We start from the raw sequence: 18,062 nt of genomic DNA on the forward strand, positions 1-18,062 counted from the left end.
ACGTTTGCTCATGTTACGGCGGCCTTCCTGTGGTACTCGGGCCGGTCCCAAAGCCCGCCGTCCAACACCTGTTTCAACACGGCGACGGCGCCGCACACCTCCGCCTCGCCGATGTAGAGCGGGGTGAAGCCGAAGCGCAGGATGTCGGGCGCGCGGAAATCGCCGATCACGCCGCGGTCGATCAGCGCCTGCATGATGGCGTAGCCGTGGCGATGGCGGAAGGACACCTGGCTGCCGCGCCGCGTGCCATCGCGCGGTGACGCGAGTTCCAGTGCCGGGCACCGCGCCTCCACCAGCTCGATGAACAAATCGCAAAGCGCGATTGAGGTGCGGCGGACATCGGCCATGTCCACCCCGTCCCAAACGTCCAGCGCCGCGTCGAGTGCGGCCAGCGCGATCACCGGCGGGGTGCCGACGCGCATCCGCTCCACGCCCTCGCCGGGGCGATAGGACGGGTCGAAGGAGAAGGGCGCCTCGTGCCCCATCCAGCCGGACAGGGCCGGCTGCGTCGTCTGCGCATGGCGCGGCGCGACATAGATGAAGGCGGGCGCCCCCGGCCCGCCATTCAGATATTTATAGGTGCAGCCGACCGCGAAATCCGCGCCCGTACCGGCCAGATCGACCGGGAGGGCACCGGCGGAATGGGCGAGATCCCACACCGTCACCACGCCGGCCGCATGAGCCTTGGTAGTCAGCGCCGCCATGTCGTGCAGGCGGCCGGTCCGGTAATCGACCTCGGTCAGCATCAGCACGGCGACATCCTCGCCGATCGCAGCCTCCACCTCCTCCGGCGCCACCACCTTCAGGATATGGCCGCGGCCCAGCGTCTCGATCAGCCCTTCCGCCATGTAGAGGTCGGTCGGGAAGTTGCCGCTGTCCGACAGGATGACGCGGCGGTCCGGCTGCATCGCCAGGGCCGCGGCCAGGGCCTGATAGACCTTGATCGACAGGGTGTCGCCCACCACCACGCTGCCGGCCGGAGCACCGATCAGCCGGGCGATGCGGTCGCCGACGACGCGCGGCTGCACCATCCAGCCGGCGCTGTTCCAGCCGCGGATCAACTGCCCACCCCATTCTACGGCCAGGGTGCGGGCCACCCGGTCCTCCGCGGCGACCGGTAGCGGTCCCAGCGAGTTGCCGTCCAGATAGATGACACCGTCGGGAATGCGGAAGCGGGCGCGGGTCGCTTGGAAATCCGTCATAGCTCTGCCTGCCACTGTCTGTCCGGCAAGCACCGCCGGCCGAAATTTGTCAGTTGTCCCAACCATCTATAGTTCTGGATATCGCCGCCACCCGGAGACTGTCCAGCGGAAAATCGGCGGCGACGGGCCTCCACCCCCCTATTGACCCGGGCGCCCCTATCTGAAAGAAAGTGGTACACTAAACAAATTTGCGGGTTTCCTTCGTGGCCACGCAGACCGTTCCGTTCCGGCGCTTTTCCACCGGCTTCCTTCCGGAACGCGAGCGTTTCGGCGCATGGCGGGATGCCATGACGTCGGTCTACGAAATCGCCCCGCTGGAGGAGGATGTCAGCCGACGGTTCAGCGGCACGGCCACCAGCGCGCACCTGGGGCCGCTGATCGTCGGCACGATGGATGTCGACGCGCTGGCCTACCACCGGTCGCCGGCAAAGATCCGGTCGGACCACATGGACCATTTCATCATCCGCCTGGACCGGTCCGGCGCTGCCGGAAATGCATCGGATGAAATCCTGGTCAAGGACATGGGCCAGCCGCTGGCATTGCCGTCGATGCGGCTGGACGGCGCCTGCATCATCGTTCCCCGCGATGTCATGACCGGCATGCTGCCGCGGGCGGACGCGCTGCACGGGACCCGCCTCGGCGGCATCATGGGGCGGCTGTTGGCCGACCACATGCGGTCGCTGGCCCAGGCGGTGCCGGCGGCAACGGTGGAGGAGGCGCCGCAGATCGTGCGCGTCATCCGCGACATGGTCACGGCCTGTCTGGCGCCCAGCCACGACGCGCTGGTGCAGGCACGGCCGCAGGTCGCCGCAACGCTGATCATGCAGGCGAGGCGCTACATCGACGCCAACCTGACGAACCCGGACCTGTCGCCGGACCGGCTGTGCATGGCGCTCGGCCTGTCGCGCTCGGCGCTTTATACGCTGTTCGAGCCCCACCACGGCGTCAACCGCTACATACAGGAGCGCCGCCTGCAGCGCGTGCGCGAACATCTGTGCGATCCCGGCGAGCGGCGGCGCATCGGGGAAATCGCCTTCGCCTACGGCTTTACCAGCGAGGCGCATTTCAGCCGGGCCTTCCGCCGCGCCTTCGGCTGCTCGCCGTCGGAAATGCGCGCCGGGGTAACGACCGGGACGGTGAAGGATGCCGTTCGGCCGGGTGCGGCGGGCAGCATCGGCGGCGAGTTCCCGGACTGGCTGCGCCGGCTGCGCGCCTGACACAGGGTCTTCTTGGGGACGCATGGTCAAGGAAATTTGGACGCCCGGTCATGGCCCGCCCGTCATTGCCACGCTAGCGTATTGCTCCAACCGACCAGCCGATGCGGACACTGCGCCGGCCGGCATCCCTCCATCGCTACGCGATCAACACCCGTCAAAATCTAGAGAGAGAAATCATGGATCCGGCGATTGCAGCCCTGCCGATGGCCCGGTACAGAATGGCATCGAAGAGTTTGAATGATCGCCCCGTCTTCCTGATGTGGGCCGTGCAGGCAGCTGTTTCCGCCGAAGCCGTCTTCATCACCTGTCTCGAACAATTCCAGGACGCGCCGTCCAAGGCGAAATCGCAGGTGATGTACGAGTGGCTGCTCGACCAGGACACCCAGAAAGCGAAAAGATACAGCTGGGGAGCAATCGGGCTGCAAGCGGACGGCGTACAAGACGATGCGGACAGTATTGCCAACCTCGATCGAATGCGCAATGAAGCGCAATATTTTATGGCGCGAAAGACATGGATTGGAAAGCTGAGAAATCAGCTCGACGGTTCCCTCGGCAACATACCCAGAAGGGACATGTATGACTTTGTGATGGAGTTCGCCATCCGAAATGCCCAGTCCTCATCCATCGGCTCGAATTCGTTCAGCTCTTTCAAGCTGGCAACGCTTAATTTGAAGTCGATCGACGGAATGGTCGAGCGACTGAAAGGAATGGAGCTGCTGGAAAGGGATTTCCGGAAAGCTGGGTTCAACACCGCAAAAATGGGCTTTCGGCTGCCATTCAGGTTCCGGTGACGGGACCGCGGCGCGGGGCGGCCCGTCACCGTGACGATCACGCGTAGGTCAGTTCGAACGGCCGTTCGGCATCCGCAGGGGCGGCATGCCGGTCCCAATAGGCCTTCGCGACAGTGTCGGGAGCGAAACGGCCTTCCTCGGCCAGATAGCCGCAGATCGTGACGATGGCGACGTCGATGTTCTTCGGTGCCAAGTCCTGGGCGAGCGTCGCCGTGAGGTTGCGCAGCGCCGCCTTGCCGGCGCTGAGCGCCGCCATCTCCGGATTGGGATAGAGGGCGAAACCGCCGCCGGTGAACAGCACGCTGCCGCCACCGTTTGCCTCCAGGGCCGGCGCGACCGCCTGCGCCGCGGCCAGTGGAGCGGCGACATCGACGACCAGCTCGGCAGCCAGGACCTTCGGGGCCAGAGCGAGGGGGCGCGCGGGCTGGATGGCGGCTGCGTTGTAGATCAGCGCCTTCAGCGGCGGCATGACCGCCACCGCCCGTTCGATGGTGCCGCGCAGTCCGTCAAGATCCGCGGCGTCGGCCGTCAGGGCGTGCGCGGCGATGCCCAGTTCCTGCAGTTCGCGGACGAGGGGAACGAGCCGGTCGGCCGACCGGGCGATCAGCGCGACCTCTCCGAGTTCACGTCCGAACCGCCGGGCAAGCGCGAAGCCGAGGCCCGGACCGGCGCCGACGACGATGGCGGAATACTTGGTGCTGTGAGCCGTGCTCATGGATGGGGTCCTCCTGCAAGGTCGGCGTCGTGCCGAACACGGTGGACAGTGCGGCCGGGCACAGCTATCTGTCCAAACGGTAGTTGGTATGTCGAGTATCCATGCCATGAATATACGGTCGATCGACCTGAACCTCGTGATCGCGCTGGCGGCGCTGCTGGAGGAGCGCAGCGTTTCGCGTGCGGCACTTCGCATCGGACGCAGCCAGCCGGCGACGAGCAGCGCGCTGGCCCGGCTCCGCGAGATTTTCGGCGATCCGCTGCTGGTGCGGGAGGGGCGGGGTTATCGCCTCAGCCCGCGGGCGGAGGAAATCCGGGTGCATGCCGCGCAGGCGCTGGCGGCGCTGAAGGCGACCTTCCAGGACTCCATCGCCTTCGACCCGGCGGGTGCGGAAATGGAGATCCGCGTGGCCGCCAGCGATTATCTGGCGGCGGTCCTGTTGCCGCCGCTGATGGCGGCGCTGTCCTGCTCGGCACCGGGCATCGATCTACGGGTGGTCGCCGCGGACCGCAGATCCGCCATCTCGCTGCTCAAGGAAGGCGCGGTGGACCTGTCGCTGGCCGTCGCGGGAGAGGGGGCGCCGGATGTGCTGAACCGCCCTCTCTTCGACGAGGGTTTCGTCATGGTGACCCGCCCGGGCCACCCCTATCACGATGGACCGCCGACGGCGGAGCGGTTCGCCGGCTTTCCCGCGCTGCTGGTTTCACAGACGGGCGACGGTGCGGGCGTCGTCGACGACTGCCTGTCGCGGATGGGGCTGAAGCGGCGGGTCGCACTCACCGTCGCGCATTTCCTGCTGGCGCCGCAACTCGTCACCGACAGCGACCTCGTGCTGGTCATCGGCCGCCGGGTTGCGGAGGCCGCAAGAGCCCAGCTCGGCCTGACGGTCTCCGCCCTGCCCTTTCCGATGCCGGGGTTCACGGCACGGATGTACTGGCATGGCTCGACCGCCAGCTACCCGCCGCTGGTCTGGCTCCGGCAGATCGTCGCAGGGCTGGACGTCGGATTGCCGGAGCCGCCGGCTTCGTCCTGATCGTCAGCCCGGCGTCGCCGACCTGGGGTTCTCCAGGAAGAAGCGCATCATCTCCGCCGTGGCATCCGGTCCCTGCGGGTCGGTGTAGGATCCGGCAGGGCTTCCGCCCGCCCAGGCATGACCGGCGCCATGGATGCTCCACTGCTCGCACAATGTCCGGCCGGACGGATCGGTGTGGAGGGTCCGGCTGTAGGCGCGCCGGCCGGGGGCTTCGCCGTTCAGCGTTTCGGTGCGCAGGCCGGTGACGGCGGCGGTCGCCTGGACCGCGACCTGATCGCCGTTCTGCGGATTCACCACCGTGTCCCGGTCGCCGTGGAAGATGATGGTTGGCACCTTGCGGCCGGTCCGCGCGGCATTCGGCACCGCCCGGCTGCCCTGGCGCATGGCGGCGAGGGCGGACGGAAGGTCGCCGGCGGCACCGGCAGGCAGGCCGGAATGCACGCCGACCGCGGCATAGAGGTCGGGATAGGCCGCGGCCATGATCGCCGCCGCCGCACCACCGGCGGACAGTCCGGCGACATAGACGCGGTTCGGGTCGATGGGATGCTCGCCCATGATCCGGCGGGTGATGCCGGCCAGCAGGTCAGGCTCCCCACGGTCGCGGCGCTGGTCCTCCGGCTTGAACCAGTTCCAGCAGCGCTGGGGATTGGCCGAGGCCGGCTGTTCCGGATATGCGACGAGCACGCCATGCCGCTCGGCGAAGGCGTTCATCCGGGTGCCGGCGGCGAAATCGTCGGGCGACTGGGTGCAGCCATGCAGCATCACCACCAGCGGACGCGGTCCCTCGCCACGGTTGGCCGGCACATAGAGCTTGTAGGCGCGGCTTCCCGATGTCCCGGTGTGGGACGCCGTCACGAAGGACGCGCCGTCGGGCAGCGAGTCGGCGGCCGGGCGCGGGGCACCCGTCCCCGCACCGTGCAGCCCGGTCGGCCGCAGGCGGGCGGCAAGGCCGCGCAGGGTCTCGCCCAGGCCGGTCCTCGCCGCATGGCCGGGCCTGTTTCCCGGCGCCTTGCCGGCAGGGGATGCAGGATCGAGCCGCGAGAACTCGCCCTCGATGACTGAAGGATCGGGCGCTGCCGTGGGACCGGGTTCGCCCGACCCCCGCAGCAGGCGCTGGACGAGGCCGGTCGCCTCGGCAAGCTGGCCGGCACGGGTCAGGCGGGCGACCTCGTTCATGCCGGGCAGGAAGCCGGTGGGGCGTGAGTTGGGCATGATAGTTCTTTCCAGTTCGGGAATGGTGCCGGACGCGTCAGCGGATGCGGTCGGCGAGCGCCGCCTTGACGGCGGCCGGCGCATGCAGCGCCCCCAGCACGGTCAGGGAAGCGATGGTGGCACGGGCAAGGTCGGCGGAAACGTCCTGGGCGATGGTGGCGAGCCCGAGGACGCGGATGTCCAGCATCCGCCCATCGGCCTGCGCGGCCTCCAGGTCGGCACGGCTGAAATGGCGCAGGCCAAGGTCGACGCTCTTGCGCGTCACCGTCTGGCGGACGACCTCGGCGTGCCGGTCGACCTGATTGCGGATGGCCGTGCGGATGAAGTCGGTGCGGTTCGAATAGAACCCTTCATCGACCAGCAGGTCGATGTGGCCCAGGTCGACATAGCCGAGATTGATCGTGATCTTCTCGCTGTCGCCTGCCTTGGGCCGCAGGTCACGTGCCGTGTCGCTCATATCCGACCATCCTTACACCATCCAACTGGATGGTATGTGGATGTCGCCCTCCTGCCGTTCAAGGCCGGCGTGCGCGTTTTCCCAAACCTGTACGATCGATCAGGTTTCTTGCTCGCTGGGATGTGAACAATGAATTTTCGATTCCGATGCGGGATGCGGTTTAATCCCGGCCGGAACAAAGACATGGCCGGCGACCGCACCGGTCCCGGCCAACTCCGCCCCGAAGGAATATTCAGAATGACCGTTCCGCCCAGCGATCAGGTGCAGCTCGTCGCCTATCTCGTCGCCAAGCCCGGACAGGAGCAGGCGCTGGCCGATGCCATCACTGCCATCGTCCCGACCGTCCTGAAGGAGCCGGGCTGCCTCGCCTACTCCGCCCATGTCAGCCGCGAGCGACCCGGCACAATCGTGATGTACGAGGTTTGGCAGGATCAGGCGGCACTCGACGCCCATGCGGCAGGCGCCGCCTTCACCGGCCTTGCCGCGCAATTCGACACGCTGCTGGGCGAACCGCTGCGGATCGACCTGCTGCGCCGCATCGGCTGACCGGGGCAGGCGCCTCTCACCAATCGGACGGGCAAGACTTGCAGCCGGTCATCAGCGCGTCCTGGAAGATCGCGAAGCGGATCTTCGCCCCGTCCAGATTGGCGCCAGACAGGTTGGACAGGGACAGCTTCGCCTCCTGCAGATTGGCGCCTTCCAGGCTCGCGCCGGCGAGATTGATCTTGTCGGCGCGGATCGCCTCCAGATTCGCCGCGGTGAGATCGGTGCCGGTGAAATCGGCGCCGGTGGCACGGGCGAATTCCAGATTGGCGCCACGCAGACGCGCACCGGACAGCTTCGCCCCCTGCAGGAAGGCGGTGCGCAGATCGGCGCCGTCGAGGATGGCGCCCGACAGGTTCGCCCCGCGCAGGTCGGCGTTGCGCAGGTCGGCCCGCATCAGGTTGGCGCCGTGCAGATCGGCCCCCGCGAGCGCCAGCCCGCGCAGATTGCGGTGCCGCAGGTCGAGATTGGGGCAGGTCACGCGCGGGGCGAGCGTGCAGCCGTTCACGCTGGTAGCCCGTTCCTCCTCGCCGCCGCCGACCGGGCGGGCGGACCGATCTTCGACCGCGCTCTCCAGTGCGGCGTTTTCCACCTCCACGGAGATGGCCGAGGCGGCGGGCACCAGCATGCAAAGGACAAGGCCGCATCCTGCCAGTCCGGAGAGCAGGGCCTTCTTGCGCGACGTCATGATGTTGCCTCCGGTGGTAAAAGGCCGGGGCGACGTCCGCCCCGGCTCTGCTGGGATCATCCGGCCTGGGATCATCCGGCCTGGGATCATCCGGTTAGACCGGCTCACTTGGTGCTGGAGACCTTCACGTCGGCGAGCTTGAACACCCAGAAGGACCCGCCCTGGGTCACGCGGGTGGTCAGGTCGGCCAGATCGCCGCCCCACAGCGGCACCGCGCCGCCATAGCCGGTGGTGATGCCGACATACTGCACTCCGTCCTGCTCCCAGGTGACGGGGGACGAGATGATGCCGGAGCCGGTCTGGAAGCGCCAAAGCTCCTCGCCCGTCTTGGCATTGAAGGCCTTGACGTAGCCGTCGCCGGTGCCGGTGAAGACCAGATTGCCGGCTGTCGCCAGCGTGCCGGACCACAGCGGCAGTTCCTCCTTGTGCTCCCACACGATCTTCCCGGTGGTGGGATCGAGCGCCCGCAGGATGCCGACATGGTCGTCGAACATCTTGTGGATGCGGAACCCCATGCCGAGATAGGCCGAGCCGGGGTTGTAGCCGACATGCTCCGTCCAGTAATCCTCCTTCCAATGGTTGGCGGCGATGTAGAACAGCTTGGTGTCCTCGCTGTAGGACATCGGGTTCCAGTTCTTGCCGCCGAGGAAGGGCGGCGACACCTCCACCGGCTTGCCGCGCTTCTCGCCTTCGGCCGGCAGGGGCGGACGCTGGCCTTCGACCTCGATCGGGCGGCCGGTCTTCAGGTCGATGCCCTTGGCCCAGGTGATGCCGTCGACGAAGGGATAGGCGGCCAGCACGCTGTTCGGCTTGTTGGGCTCGCCGCCGGCCGTCGCCAGCTTCACGCGGTCGGTGACGTAGAAGAAGCCGTTGCGGTCGGCATGGGCGGTCGCCTTCACCGTCTTGCCGGAGGCGTCGGTGTAGTCGAACAGCACAAGCTCGTTGTTGCCGGAGAAGTCCCAGGTGTCGTTGGGTGTGTGCTGGTAGAAGCCCTTCAGCTCGCCGGTGGCCGGGTCGACATAGGCCTGGCCGGAGGTGTAGAGGCTGTCGCCGGGCCAGCGCGCCCAGCCGTTCCACGGCGCCGGGTTGCCGGTGCCGATGACGATGGTGTTGGTCTCCACGTCGAAGGTGGCGCTCTGCCACGGCGCGCCGCCGCCATGGTTCCAGGCCTCGACCAGCTTGCCCTCCTTGTCGCGCGGCCAGGACGGCGCCTTGTCGCTGCCGGTGGGGGTGCTGTCCTTGCCGTTCAGCCGGCCCATGTGCCCTTCGACCAGCGGGCGCATCCACACCTCGTCGCCGGTGTCGGGATCGCGGGCGAACAACCGGCCGACCACACCGAACTCGTCGCCCGACGACCCGTGGATCAGCAGCACCTTGCCGCTCTTCTGGTCCTTCACGATGGTCGGCGCGCCGGTCATCGTGTAGCCGACCTTGTGATCGGCGAACTTCTTCTTCCAGACGACCTTGCCGGTGTCCTTGTTCAGGGCGACGACGGACGCGTCGAGCGTGCCGAAGAATACCTTGTCGCCATAGATCGCCGCACCGCGGTTGACGACGTCGCAGCAGGGCCGGATGTCGTCGGGCAGGCGGTGGGCGTAGGTCCACAGCCGCTTGCCCGACTTCGCATCCAGCGCGAACATGCGCGAATAGGATGCGGTGACGTAGATCACCCCCTCATGCACCAGGGCCTGGGTTTCCTGCCCGCGCTGCTTCTCGTCGCCGAAGGAGAAGGACCAGGCCGGGACGAGGCGCGCCACGCTGTCGGCGTTGATCTGCTTCAGCGGGCTGAAACGCTTGCCCTCCACCCCCATGCCGTACATCAGCACGTCGCCGGGATTCTTCGCGTCGCTGGCGATGGCGTCCCAGCTGACCTCGCCGGCCAGCGCCGGCACAGACGCCGTGAGCAGCAGCCCGGCGACCGCCGCCGCAAGGCCTAGACGACGGCGCAGCCGGGACCAGCCGGCGTCGGACGCGGTGGTGGTGTTGGACGAAAGTGTCATGCGTTTCCCCCATTGATTGGCCGTGAGACGGCGATGGTCGGCTATGGAGTGCTCAAGGCGCACTGCAGGAGCGTGCCGGCAGCGGCACCGGGAAACCGTCACGCCGGCCGCTCCCCCTCCGGCAACGGCGGGAGGCAGTGCCGCCCGGATGCGGAAGCGGCCGTACGTGACGGTGTCATGCCCGAAGGCGGCGCTTTGCCGGCAAGACGCTGTCGAAGGCTGTTCTGTGCATCCCGCCCGGCGCACAGGGCCATGTCCTGCCTGTTCCCATAGTCTTCCCGCCAAGCGGACCTTTCCATTCGACATTCCGGGGAAGATTTTCTTGAAGTCCGCGCGTGACGACTTCCCGACCCACACGGGACTTTTTCCCGTATGGCCGTCGGCCATGCGGAACATCCTGGCGCTGCTCGCCCCCTATTGCCCGAAGGGCGGATGGCAGGAGAACCGATGGATAGACTAACATTCCGTCAATGGTCTTATAGCGGAGCGGGCGGCGGTGTCCCTGAAGATGCGCATCCTGGCCCTGATCGGGCTTTTCCTGCTGCTGATGACGGTGGCCGGCGGAGCGGTGATGGTCGCGAACGCCCGCGACGCGGTGCGGGCGGAAATGGCGTCGGCGCTCGAACTCGGCCGCGCGCTCGGCCTTGCGGTGACGGAGCGCGGAACACTGGCAGGCGGTTCCGGCATGCTGAACGGGCTGGGGCTGCGCCATCTGCGCTTCGTCGAGGGCGACGATGTTGCGGCACCGGGGGTGGAGAGCGATCGGGCGCCGGACTGGTTCACCGCGCTGATCGCCGTGGAGCCGCAGGAATTGCGGCTGGCCGGCACTCTGCGCGTCGTGGCCGAACCAGGCGATGAAATCGCCGAGGTGTGGGAGGACATGAGCGATCTCGCCGCCGCAGTGCTGGCGGTCGGCGTCCTGCTGCTGGCGGCGGCATTCCTGGCGGTGGGGCGGGCCCTGGCGCCGCTGTCGCGGCTGGAGGCCGGGGTGAAGCGGCTGCGCGACGGCGACTATCGCTTCGCCTTCGACAGCGGGGGCGTTCCCGAGCTCCGCCGGCTCGGAACCGGCATCGCCGCGCTGGCCGACGGTCTCGCCGCGGCCGAGCAGGAGAACCGCCGCGTCGGCCAGCGGATCGTCGCGGCACAGGACAGCGAAAGGCGTGAGATCGCCCGCGACATCCATGACGAACTCGGCGCCGCTCTGTTCGCGATCAAGGTCGATGCCGGCCGGCTTCTCCGGCTGGCCGAAGGGCGGGCCGATGGGGAAGAGGCGGCGGAACGCGCGCGCAAGATCCTCGGCACCGCGGCGGAGGTCCACCAGCTCAGCCGCCGCATCCTGGTCCGTCTGCGCCCCGCCCTGCTCGACCAGTTGCCGTTGAGCGAGGCGCTGACCGAACTGGTCGGCGACTGGATGCGGCGGAAGCCGGATGTCGCCTGGACACTCTCCTTCGATCCGCCGGCCGCCGCCGCGGACCTCGACGGCTGCGAGGAGGTGCTGCGCGTGACCCTCTACCGGCTGGTGCAGGAATCGCTTGTCAACGCCCTGCGGCATGCCGTGCCGTCGGCGGTCGCGGTTTCCTTGCGGATCGACCCGGACAGGGTGGAGGTCGCGGTCGCCGACGATGGTCCCGGCCTACCTGCGGGCGACGATCCGAACAGGGCGGGCTTCGGGATTTCCGGCATGACGGAGAGGGTGCAGGCTCTGGGCGGATGTCTGACCATCGGCCTCGCCGAAGGCGGCGGCACCAGGGTATCGGCCCGGCTGCCCCGGCCCTCGCACAATTCGGCAACGGTTCGCCTGGAGCGCACGGCATGACCCGCACCATCCTTCTCGTCGACGACCATCCCATCGTCCGGGCCGGTTGCCAACGGCTGCTGGCCGAAGCGGCGCTGGGGCGCGTGGTGGAGGCGGAGGACGTCGACAGCGCGCTGGCGCTGTGGCGGACGGAGCGGCCGGACGTCGTCGTCCTCGACCTGAACATTCCGGGGGATGGCGGCGGAATGGCGGTGCTGCGCAGCATGCAGGCGGAAAACCCGACGGTGCCGGTGCTGATCTTCAGCATGCATGAAGACCCGGCGATCGCCGCCCGCGCGTTGAAGGCCGGCGCCAAGGGCTACGTCACCAAGAACGACGCGCCCGACAGCCTTGCCTCGGCCATCGGCACAGTGCTGGCCGGGCGCATCCATCTCGACAACGCGCTCGCCCGCGAACTGGCGCTGATGACCCTGACGGCACCGGCCGATCCGCTGGCGCCGCTGACCCAGCGCGAGCGGCAGATCCTGGAGCTGGTCGGCCGCGGGATGACCACCGCGGCCATCGGCGAAACGCTGGGCATCAGCCAGAAGACGGTGGCCAACGCCTGCACCCAGATCAAGGACAAGCTGGACGCCGACAGCACCCGCGCCCTGATCCGCATCGCCATCGCCCATGGGCTGGCCGGCTGAGCCCGCCGGCCGGGACAGTCAGCTACCCATTTCAGCGCGCCTTGGCCGGGTCGCCGTACTGGATGGCCTGCCCCTCGGCCGGGGCGCTGATCCCGAACCGTCCGGCCATCTGCCGCAGGGCGTCGCGGTTCTTCTGGATCGACACCAGATTGGTGATGGCGAAGGTGGCAAGCTCCCGGTCGGGCGTGTGCGACGCTTCGGTCTGGTACAGGTCGACGAGGCGGTCGTGGATGCGCAGCTGCGCCTCCAGATAGCCTTTGGCGAATCCCTCCCCGCTTGCCGCCGACAGGGATTTCGCCGCCTCCTGCGCCACCCCTTCTTGCGTGTTCGCCGGATTGGTCACCGCCCCTGCCGCCCCGAACTGGTCGGCGCGCTGCGGCTTGACCTGATCGGCCGGCGGCAGGGTGCGGGCGGAGGACAGGCGCATCAGCCCGTCGTCGAGCTTCGCGTGGGTTTCCGCGATCTCCCTGGCCATGGCCTTGAATGCGTCGTCCGGCCCCTTCTCGGCGGCGAGCCGCCCGAGTTCCGCCTGCCCCTGGCTTGCCGCCGCGGCTTGCCTGAAGAACAGCGCATCTTCGAGCGGCAGCGATTGCCCCGGCTGCGGCGGCAGGCGCGGCGTCGGGTCCGGCCGTAGGTTGGCCTGTGCCCAGGACGAGCCGGACACCAGGATGGTTCCGAGAATGGCGGCGCGGAGGATCCTAAGCATGATGGCTCCTGTTCCCGTGAACACTCAGCAGGTCAATTGGCGATAGATGGCCGGCAACGCCGCCGGCAGGCGCGCGACATGGGGGAAGATGGCGTAGGCGCCGGTGCCGAAGATGTAGGGGAGATAGTCCCGCCCCTGCTCGTCCACCGTGATGCCGAACAGCCGCAAGCCGGCGCGGCGCGCCTCCTGCACCGCCACGCGGGTGTCCTCGATGGCATGGCGCCCCTCGTAATGGTCGGTATCGTTCGGCTTGCCGTCGGTCAGCACCAGCAGCAGCCGGTGCGTGTGCGGGCGGTCCTTCAGGCGGAAAGTGGCGTGGCGCAGGGCGGCCCCCATCCGGGTATAGCTGCCGGGCTTGAGCGCCTGTATGCGACGCATGACGCGGGCGTCCAGCCGCTCCTCGAAATCCTTCACCGTGCGCACGTCCACGCGCTGCCGGCGATGCGAGGTGAAGGTGAGGATGGCGTGCTCGTCGCCGCAGGCGGCCAGCCCGTGCGTCAGCGCCAGCAGCGCCTCCTTCTCGACGTCAAGCACGCGCCGCTCCTCGACATAGCTGTCGGTGGACAGGGAGACGTCGACCAGCACGCAGACCGACAGGTCGCGGGCGACGGTGCGCACCGCGCTGTAGACCCGTTCCGAGCCGTATCCGCCCGCCCGCCGGTCGGCGACGGAGCGCACCAGCGCCGAAAGGTCCAGATCGTCGCCATCGGGCTGGCCGGTCATCAGTTGGCGGCGCGGCCGCATGGCCTCGAACTGGCGGCGCACCAGACGGATGCGGCGGATCGCATCATCGTCGGGACGCCAGTCCTCGCCTTCCAGCGCGGCGGGTTCGGCGATCACGCGGCAATGGTCGGGAAGATAGCGCCGCCGCTTCCAGTCCCATTCGGGATAGGTGATCTCGGCGCGGAGCGACGCCGCATCGACCTCCTCGGCGGCAAGGTCGAGGTCCAGCTTCAGCTTGGTCGAGGCCTTGCGCTCGTGCTGGCCGACCGCGATCTCGTCCATGTCCTCGGCCGCTTTGCGGGCGTTTTCCTCGTCGTCGTCCTCGACCTTGCGGTTGAGGTTGACCATCTCCGCCAGCCCCAGGATCTTCTCGAAGCGGTTCAGCATCAGCGGGTCGTCGCGCCGGGTCTGGTCGGTGTCGCGGCGCTTGGCCTTGCGGCGCTTGCCGTCCCCTTCCGCGCCGCCGCCGCCCTCCTCGTCCCCGTCCGCCGCCACGCCCGCTCCGACGGCGTCCGCCACCTCGCCCCACAGCGGCACGGGCAGGAACGGCCGATAGCCGGGATCCGCCTCGAACCCGTCGAGCGGCATTGCCCCATCGCTCACTGCGGCGAGCATGGCGGCAAACCTGGCATCGGCAGGCTGCAGTTCCGCGCCGAGAAGAGCGAGGACCACGTTTTCCACCGCGGCCTCCTGCGCAGGCAGACGCCGCCGCGGCCTTGCGGCGCGCATCGCCCGGCAAAGCTGGTCATGCAGGACCCGCAGTCCCGGCCATGCCACCAGCGCACGGTCGGTCGCCACCCTGGCCGCGCGCAGGCGGGCCAGATCGGCCTGCAGCAGATCGGCGGGAAGCATCGGCGGCGGCTCGGCATGGACGAAGAAGGCGGCGAGCCACTCGTAGAGCCCGGCATTGTCCTCGCGCGCCGGAAAGACGTCGAGGCGGTCGGGAAGCTGGAGGGTGGCGCCGTCATAGCGGGCGCGGTCAAGCTTTTCGGTTCCCAGGCCGAGCCGCTGCTTCAGCCCCAGCCGGTGGCCGGAGGACTCCGCGGCGGTCGCCGCGATGCGGACGGCGCCCGGCCCGCCCAGTGCCCGGAACAGCACGCCCAGCCGCATCCTCATGTCGTCCAGGCCGACCGCCGCCTCCGGATGGCGCGGGTACGAGACGGCATTGCCGACAAGGCGGTGCCACAATGCGCCGACGAACTCCTCCGGTTCCCAGATGGACGCCATGCGATCACCCCAGCGTGAGTTCGGCGACCCGCAGCAGCGCCTTCTTGACGTCCGGGTCGTCGGTGAGCGGCTCGATCATCGAGGCCAGCACCGCCTCGTCCCGCGCCATGCCGTCCCGGATCAGGCTGGCGCAATAGACCAGCAGCCGTGTTGAGACGCCTTCCTCCAGATCCTGTCCCTTCAGTGCGCGCAGGGCGTTGCCCAGCCGGACCAGCGGCGCCACCCGGTCGGCGGCAAGCCCGCTCTCGCGGGCGACGATGGCGATCTCCGCCTCCGGAGCCGGAAAGCCGAACTCGATGGCGATGAAGCGCTGCCGGGTGCTGGGCTTCAGCGACTTCAGGATGTTCTGGTAGCCGGGGTTGTAGGACACGACCAGCATGAAGTCGGGCGGGGCCTCAAGCAGTTCGCCGGTGCGTTCCAGCGGCAGCAGGCGGCGGTCGTCGGTCAGCGGGTGCAGGACCACGGTCACGTCCTTGCGCGCCTCCACCACCTCGTCGAGATAGCAGATGGCGCCCTCACGCACTGCGCGGGTCAGCGGCCCGTCGGTCCAGACGGTGTCGCCGCCCTTCAGCAGATAGCGGCCAGTCAAGTCGGCGGCGGTCAAATCGTCGTGGCAGGACACGGTGTGGAGCGGACGCCCCAGCCGCGCCGCCATGTACGCAACGAAGCGCGTCTTGCCGCAGCCGGTCGGTCCCTTCAGCAGAAGCGGCAGCCGGTTGCGGTGGGCATGCTCGAACAGCGCCACCTCGTTGCCGGTCGGGGCGTAGAAGGGGATGGCGGACCCCGCCATCCCGTCCGTGGATACTTCCCCGCCCATCATTCCGCCGGTGCGACGCTGGGCCGGCTGCGCGCGGGCAACTGCTCGCGGGCCGGTCCGAAGACGGAGTAGACGAACAGCAGGACCGACAGCACCACGAAGACGCCGGACCCGAGGCGCATCCAGTAGAACAGGGCCAGCTGCTCCTGCACCTCCATGTAGGTCATGCCCAGCACGCGCTGCAGATGGATCTGCACGACGCCGCCGAAGGTCAGGGTGAAGGTCATGAAGGCCATGGCCGAGGTCATGATCCAGAAGCTCCACATGTTGAGCACCTGGTTGTAGGGCGCACGGCCGCGCAAACCCGGCATGGCGTAGGTGATGATGGCGAGGTTCAGCATCACATAGGCCCCGAAGAAGGCGAGGTGCCCGTGCGCCGCGGTGACCTGGGTGCCGTGGCTGTAGTAGTTCACGAAGGACAGCGTGTGCAGGAACCCCCACACGCCCGCGCCGAAGAAGGCGAAGACCGGCGTGCCGAGCGTCCACAGGAAGGCCGCCCTGTTCGGGTGGTCGCGCCGCCCCTTCCAGGCCATGGTGAAGGCGAACAGGACCATGACGAAGAAGGGCGCCACCTCCAGCGTGGAGAACAGCGAACCGATCCACTGCCAATAACCCGGCGCGCCGATCCAGTAGTAATGGTGCCCGGTGCCGAGCAGGCCGGAGAACAGGGCGAGGCCGACGATGGCGTAGAGCCACTTCTCCACCACCTCGCGATCGACGCCGGTCATCTTGATGACCAGGAAGGCCAGGATCGACGCCATCACCAATTCCCACACGCCCTCCACCCACAGATGGACGACGTACCACCAGTACATCTTGTCCAGCGCCAGGTTGGCCGGGTTGTAGAAGGCGAACAGGAAGAAGATGGCGACACCCCACAGCCCCAACAGCAGGACGTTGGTGATCGCCGTCTTACGCCCCCGGAGCACGGTCAGCGAGACGTTGTAGAGGAAGATCAGCGCCGCGATGACGATGCCGACCTTCACCCACAGCGGCTGTTCCAGGAACTCGCGTCCTTCGTGGATGCCCATGGTGTAGCCGACGACCGCGGCAAGCGCGCCGACCATCAGGATCGCCAGCTGGACATAGGCCAGCATCGGGCTCTCGATGTCGCGCTCCGCCTCCTCCGGGATCAGATAATAAGCCGAGCCGAAGAAGCCGAGCAGCAGCCACACGATCAGCGCGTTGGTGTGGATCATGCGCAGGATGTTGAAGGGCAGCGTCTCGGACAGGAAGTTGGGCAGCACATAGACGGTGCCGGCCAGCGTGCCGACCAGCACCTGGACGACGAACAGGACCATCGCGCAGACGAAGTACCAATAGGCGATGCGCTGGGTTTCGTATTTCATGCCGCGATCCTCCCCTTCAGCCCGCGTCGTTCGGCGGCCAGCCTTGCGTGTCGATGCGGCTGGTCCATTCGAGGAAATCGACGAGGTCGTTGAGTTCCTGGTCGGTGAGATTGAACTGCGGCATCTGCCGGCGCCCCTCGACCCCGCTGGGCTGCGACTGCATCCAGGCGATCAGCGCAGCGCGCGCGCTCTCGGCGTCGTCGCGCCCGCCATAGCGGACCCAGACATTGCCGAGCTCCGGCGCGAAATAGGCGCCCTCGCCGAGAATCGAATGGCAGTTGATGCAGGCGTTCTTTTCCCAGACGTGCTTGCCGCGGGCCACGCTGTCGGACAGCGTCGCCTCGTCCGTGCTGGACGTGCGTATGTAGTAGTGGCTGTGGATCGTCAGGGCGACGAAGGTGACCAGGAAGAAGAGCGATCCGCCATAGAAGATGTTGCGGGCCGCTGATTTCGTGAACCGCTCGGCCATCACCTCCCCCTCGTTGTCGTTTCGCGACAGGATTGCCAATCCACCTCTAATGAAACCTGCGATGGTTCGCAGGGCTATGGCGCAAAAGGAGAGAGTGGGTGAATTGAACTCGCGGAGTAACTTTCTGCCCTCCGGAGTGGGTCCAAATGGGCTGGCGGTGATTACCCAATATCGCGCCATGTTGGCAAAAAGAGAATAAGCACCACCTTCGAACAGACATTCCGGCTCGACTGTATGACCAATTGCATGGACCGGAGGTCATGGCGGTTCAACAATGGGATTCGACCGGTTCAGCCGCACCAAATACCGCAGCGCACTGGTGAACGACTCGATAGTCCTGCTTGCCCTCACCTACGCGGGACAGGACGGAACCCGGCCCGGCATGCCCAACCGATTGTCGCCACCCCGGATATTTCGCCTAACCCCTCGAAGGCTGACAGGTTCACGACAGGTTCGTCTGGTAAATAA

General features: G+C 67.7%; 17 protein-coding genes. 6 read left to right on the top strand and 11 right to left on the bottom strand.

Annotated elements, in window-relative coordinates; all coding sequences use genetic code 11:
- Positions 1-8 precede the first annotated feature (8 nt).
- A complete protein-coding gene (gene kynU / locus FZ983_RS18230) occupies positions 9-1,202 on the bottom strand; it encodes a kynureninase (RefSeq protein WP_149224943.1) in 1,194 nt (397 codons plus the stop codon).
- Between the two features lie 203 nt (positions 1,203-1,405).
- Between kynU and FZ983_RS18235 the strand changes: the two genes are divergently transcribed.
- Both FZ983_RS18235 and FZ983_RS18240 read left to right on the top strand, forming a co-directional pair.
- A complete protein-coding gene (locus FZ983_RS18235) occupies positions 1,406-2,419 on the top strand; it encodes a helix-turn-helix domain-containing protein (protein ID WP_149224944.1) in 1,014 nt (337 codons plus the stop codon).
- A 176-nt stretch (positions 2,420-2,595) separates the two neighbouring features.
- Entirely contained in the window at positions 2,596-3,210 is a 615-nt protein-coding gene (locus FZ983_RS18240; RefSeq protein WP_149224945.1) for a hypothetical protein, read from the top strand.
- Positions 3,211-3,247: 37 nt separating this feature from the next.
- On the opposite strand, the gene FZ983_RS18245 is transcribed toward FZ983_RS18240, so the two are convergent.
- Positions 3,248-3,925 carry an SDR family NAD(P)-dependent oxidoreductase gene (locus FZ983_RS18245; RefSeq protein ID WP_188092396.1) on the bottom strand — a complete coding sequence of 226 codons (678 nt, stop codon included), beginning with the start codon at positions 3,923-3,925 and terminating at the stop codon, positions 3,248-3,250.
- 88 nt (positions 3,926-4,013) lie between these two features.
- Here FZ983_RS18245 and FZ983_RS18250 point away from each other — a divergent pair, with 88 nt between their 5' ends.
- The gene (locus FZ983_RS18250; protein ID WP_188092397.1) at positions 4,014-4,958 is read left to right on the top strand and encodes a LysR family transcriptional regulator; all 945 of its coding nucleotides are present in this window, start codon (positions 4,014-4,016) and stop codon (positions 4,956-4,958) included.
- A gap of 3 nt (positions 4,959-4,961) precedes the next feature.
- Here the strand turns inward: FZ983_RS18250 and FZ983_RS18255 are convergent, their stop codons facing one another.
- Together FZ983_RS18255 and FZ983_RS18260 are read right to left on the bottom strand one after the other, a co-directional pair.
- Positions 4,962-6,170 (bottom strand): PHB depolymerase family esterase, encoded by a 1,209-nt coding sequence (locus tag FZ983_RS18255; protein WP_149224948.1) that lies wholly within the window; start codon positions 6,168-6,170, stop codon positions 4,962-4,964.
- A 37-nt stretch (positions 6,171-6,207) separates the two neighbouring features.
- The gene (locus FZ983_RS18260; protein WP_149224949.1) at positions 6,208-6,627 is read right to left on the bottom strand and encodes a CopG family transcriptional regulator; all 420 of its coding nucleotides are present in this window, start codon (positions 6,625-6,627) and stop codon (positions 6,208-6,210) included.
- A gap of 237 nt (positions 6,628-6,864) precedes the next feature.
- On the opposite strand from FZ983_RS18260, the gene FZ983_RS18265 reads away from it, so the two are divergent.
- Positions 6,865-7,173, top strand: a complete 309-nt coding sequence (locus FZ983_RS18265; protein WP_149224950.1) for a putative quinol monooxygenase — start codon at positions 6,865-6,867, stop codon at positions 7,171-7,173.
- A 16-nt stretch (positions 7,174-7,189) separates the two neighbouring features.
- On the opposite strand, the gene FZ983_RS18270 is transcribed toward FZ983_RS18265, so the two are convergent.
- Together FZ983_RS18270 and FZ983_RS18275 are read right to left on the bottom strand one after the other, a co-directional pair.
- Positions 7,190-7,858, bottom strand: coding sequence for a pentapeptide repeat-containing protein (locus FZ983_RS18270; protein WP_149224951.1), 669 nt, complete (start codon positions 7,856-7,858; stop codon positions 7,190-7,192).
- Between the two features lie 104 nt (positions 7,859-7,962).
- Positions 7,963-9,858, bottom strand: coding sequence for a methanol/ethanol family PQQ-dependent dehydrogenase (locus FZ983_RS18275; protein ID WP_247883814.1), 1,896 nt, complete (start codon positions 9,856-9,858; stop codon positions 7,963-7,965).
- A 496-nt stretch (positions 9,859-10,354) separates the two neighbouring features.
- On the opposite strand from FZ983_RS18275, the gene FZ983_RS18280 reads away from it, so the two are divergent.
- Both FZ983_RS18280 and FZ983_RS18285 read left to right on the top strand, forming a co-directional pair.
- Positions 10,355-11,674 (top strand): ATP-binding protein, encoded by a 1,320-nt coding sequence (locus FZ983_RS18280; RefSeq protein WP_149224952.1) that lies wholly within the window; start codon positions 10,355-10,357, stop codon positions 11,672-11,674.
- Positions 11,671-12,303, top strand: coding sequence for a response regulator transcription factor (locus FZ983_RS18285; RefSeq protein WP_149224953.1), 633 nt, complete (start codon positions 11,671-11,673; stop codon positions 12,301-12,303). Before FZ983_RS18280 ends, FZ983_RS18285 begins: the two co-directional genes overlap by 4 nt.
- A gap of 31 nt (positions 12,304-12,334) precedes the next feature.
- On the opposite strand, the gene FZ983_RS18290 is transcribed toward FZ983_RS18285, so the two are convergent.
- Genes FZ983_RS18290 through FZ983_RS18310 form a run of 5 tightly spaced genes read right to left on the bottom strand, consistent with a single transcriptional unit; the run spans position 12,335 to position 17,594 of the window.
- Positions 12,335-13,009, bottom strand: coding sequence for a DUF4142 domain-containing protein (locus tag FZ983_RS18290; protein ID WP_149224954.1), 675 nt, complete (start codon positions 13,007-13,009; stop codon positions 12,335-12,337).
- A 24-nt stretch (positions 13,010-13,033) separates the two neighbouring features.
- A complete protein-coding gene (locus FZ983_RS18295) occupies positions 13,034-14,959 on the bottom strand; it encodes a VWA domain-containing protein (RefSeq protein ID WP_149224955.1) in 1,926 nt (641 codons plus the stop codon).
- A 4-nt stretch (positions 14,960-14,963) separates the two neighbouring features.
- Complete coding sequence (locus tag FZ983_RS18300) at positions 14,964-15,749, bottom strand: CbbQ/NirQ/NorQ/GpvN family protein (protein ID WP_149224956.1); 786 nt, start codon at positions 15,747-15,749, stop codon at positions 14,964-14,966.
- A 26-nt stretch (positions 15,750-15,775) separates the two neighbouring features.
- Positions 15,776-17,125: a cbb3-type cytochrome c oxidase subunit I gene (locus FZ983_RS18305; RefSeq protein ID WP_149224957.1), complete on the bottom strand. Its 1,350-nt coding sequence runs from the start codon at positions 17,123-17,125 to the stop codon at positions 15,776-15,778.
- 16 nt (positions 17,126-17,141) lie between these two features.
- On the bottom strand, positions 17,142-17,594 hold the full coding sequence (locus FZ983_RS18310) for a cytochrome c (RefSeq protein WP_149224958.1): 453 nt from the start codon (positions 17,592-17,594) through the stop codon (positions 17,142-17,144).
- Positions 17,595-18,062: the final 468 nt, after the last annotated feature.

The organism is Azospirillum sp. B21 (assembly GCF_008364825.1).
Lineage (GTDB): Bacteria > Pseudomonadota > Alphaproteobacteria > Azospirillales > Azospirillaceae > Azospirillum.

What these genes read in the sequence shown, in the direction of transcription:
- kynU (WP_149224943.1), bottom strand. Translation starts at nt 1,202, where the DNA reads ATGACGGATTTCCAAGCGACCCGCGCCCGCTTCCGCATTCCCGACGGT.
- FZ983_RS18240 (WP_149224945.1), top strand. Translation starts at nt 2,596, where the DNA reads ATGGATCCGGCGATTGCAGCCCTGCCGATGGCCCGGTACAGAATGGCA.
- FZ983_RS18245 (WP_188092396.1), bottom strand. Translation starts at nt 3,925, where the DNA reads ATGAGCACGGCTCACAGCACCAAGTATTCCGCCATCGTCGTCGGCGCC.
- FZ983_RS18250 (WP_188092397.1), top strand. Translation starts at nt 4,014, where the DNA reads ATGTCGAGTATCCATGCCATGAATATACGGTCGATCGACCTGAACCTC.
- FZ983_RS18255 (WP_149224948.1), bottom strand. Translation starts at nt 6,170, where the DNA reads ATGCCCAACTCACGCCCCACCGGCTTCCTGCCCGGCATGAACGAGGTC.
- FZ983_RS18260 (WP_149224949.1), bottom strand. Translation starts at nt 6,627, where the DNA reads ATGAGCGACACGGCACGTGACCTGCGGCCCAAGGCAGGCGACAGCGAG.
- FZ983_RS18265 (WP_149224950.1), top strand. Translation starts at nt 6,865, where the DNA reads ATGACCGTTCCGCCCAGCGATCAGGTGCAGCTCGTCGCCTATCTCGTC.
- FZ983_RS18270 (WP_149224951.1), bottom strand. Translation starts at nt 7,858, where the DNA reads ATGACGTCGCGCAAGAAGGCCCTGCTCTCCGGACTGGCAGGATGCGGC.
- FZ983_RS18275 (WP_247883814.1), bottom strand. Translation starts at nt 9,858, where the DNA reads ATGACACTTTCGTCCAACACCACCACCGCGTCCGACGCCGGCTGGTCC.
- FZ983_RS18285 (WP_149224953.1), top strand. Translation starts at nt 11,671, where the DNA reads ATGACCCGCACCATCCTTCTCGTCGACGACCATCCCATCGTCCGGGCC.
- FZ983_RS18290 (WP_149224954.1), bottom strand. Translation starts at nt 13,009, where the DNA reads ATGCTTAGGATCCTCCGCGCCGCCATTCTCGGAACCATCCTGGTGTCC.
- FZ983_RS18295 (WP_149224955.1), bottom strand. Translation starts at nt 14,959, where the DNA reads ATGGCGTCCATCTGGGAACCGGAGGAGTTCGTCGGCGCATTGTGGCAC.
- FZ983_RS18300 (WP_149224956.1), bottom strand. Translation starts at nt 15,749, where the DNA reads ATGGCGGGGTCCGCCATCCCCTTCTACGCCCCGACCGGCAACGAGGTG.
- FZ983_RS18305 (WP_149224957.1), bottom strand. Translation starts at nt 17,125, where the DNA reads ATGAAATACGAAACCCAGCGCATCGCCTATTGGTACTTCGTCTGCGCG.
- FZ983_RS18310 (WP_149224958.1), bottom strand. Translation starts at nt 17,594, where the DNA reads ATGGCCGAGCGGTTCACGAAATCAGCGGCCCGCAACATCTTCTATGGC.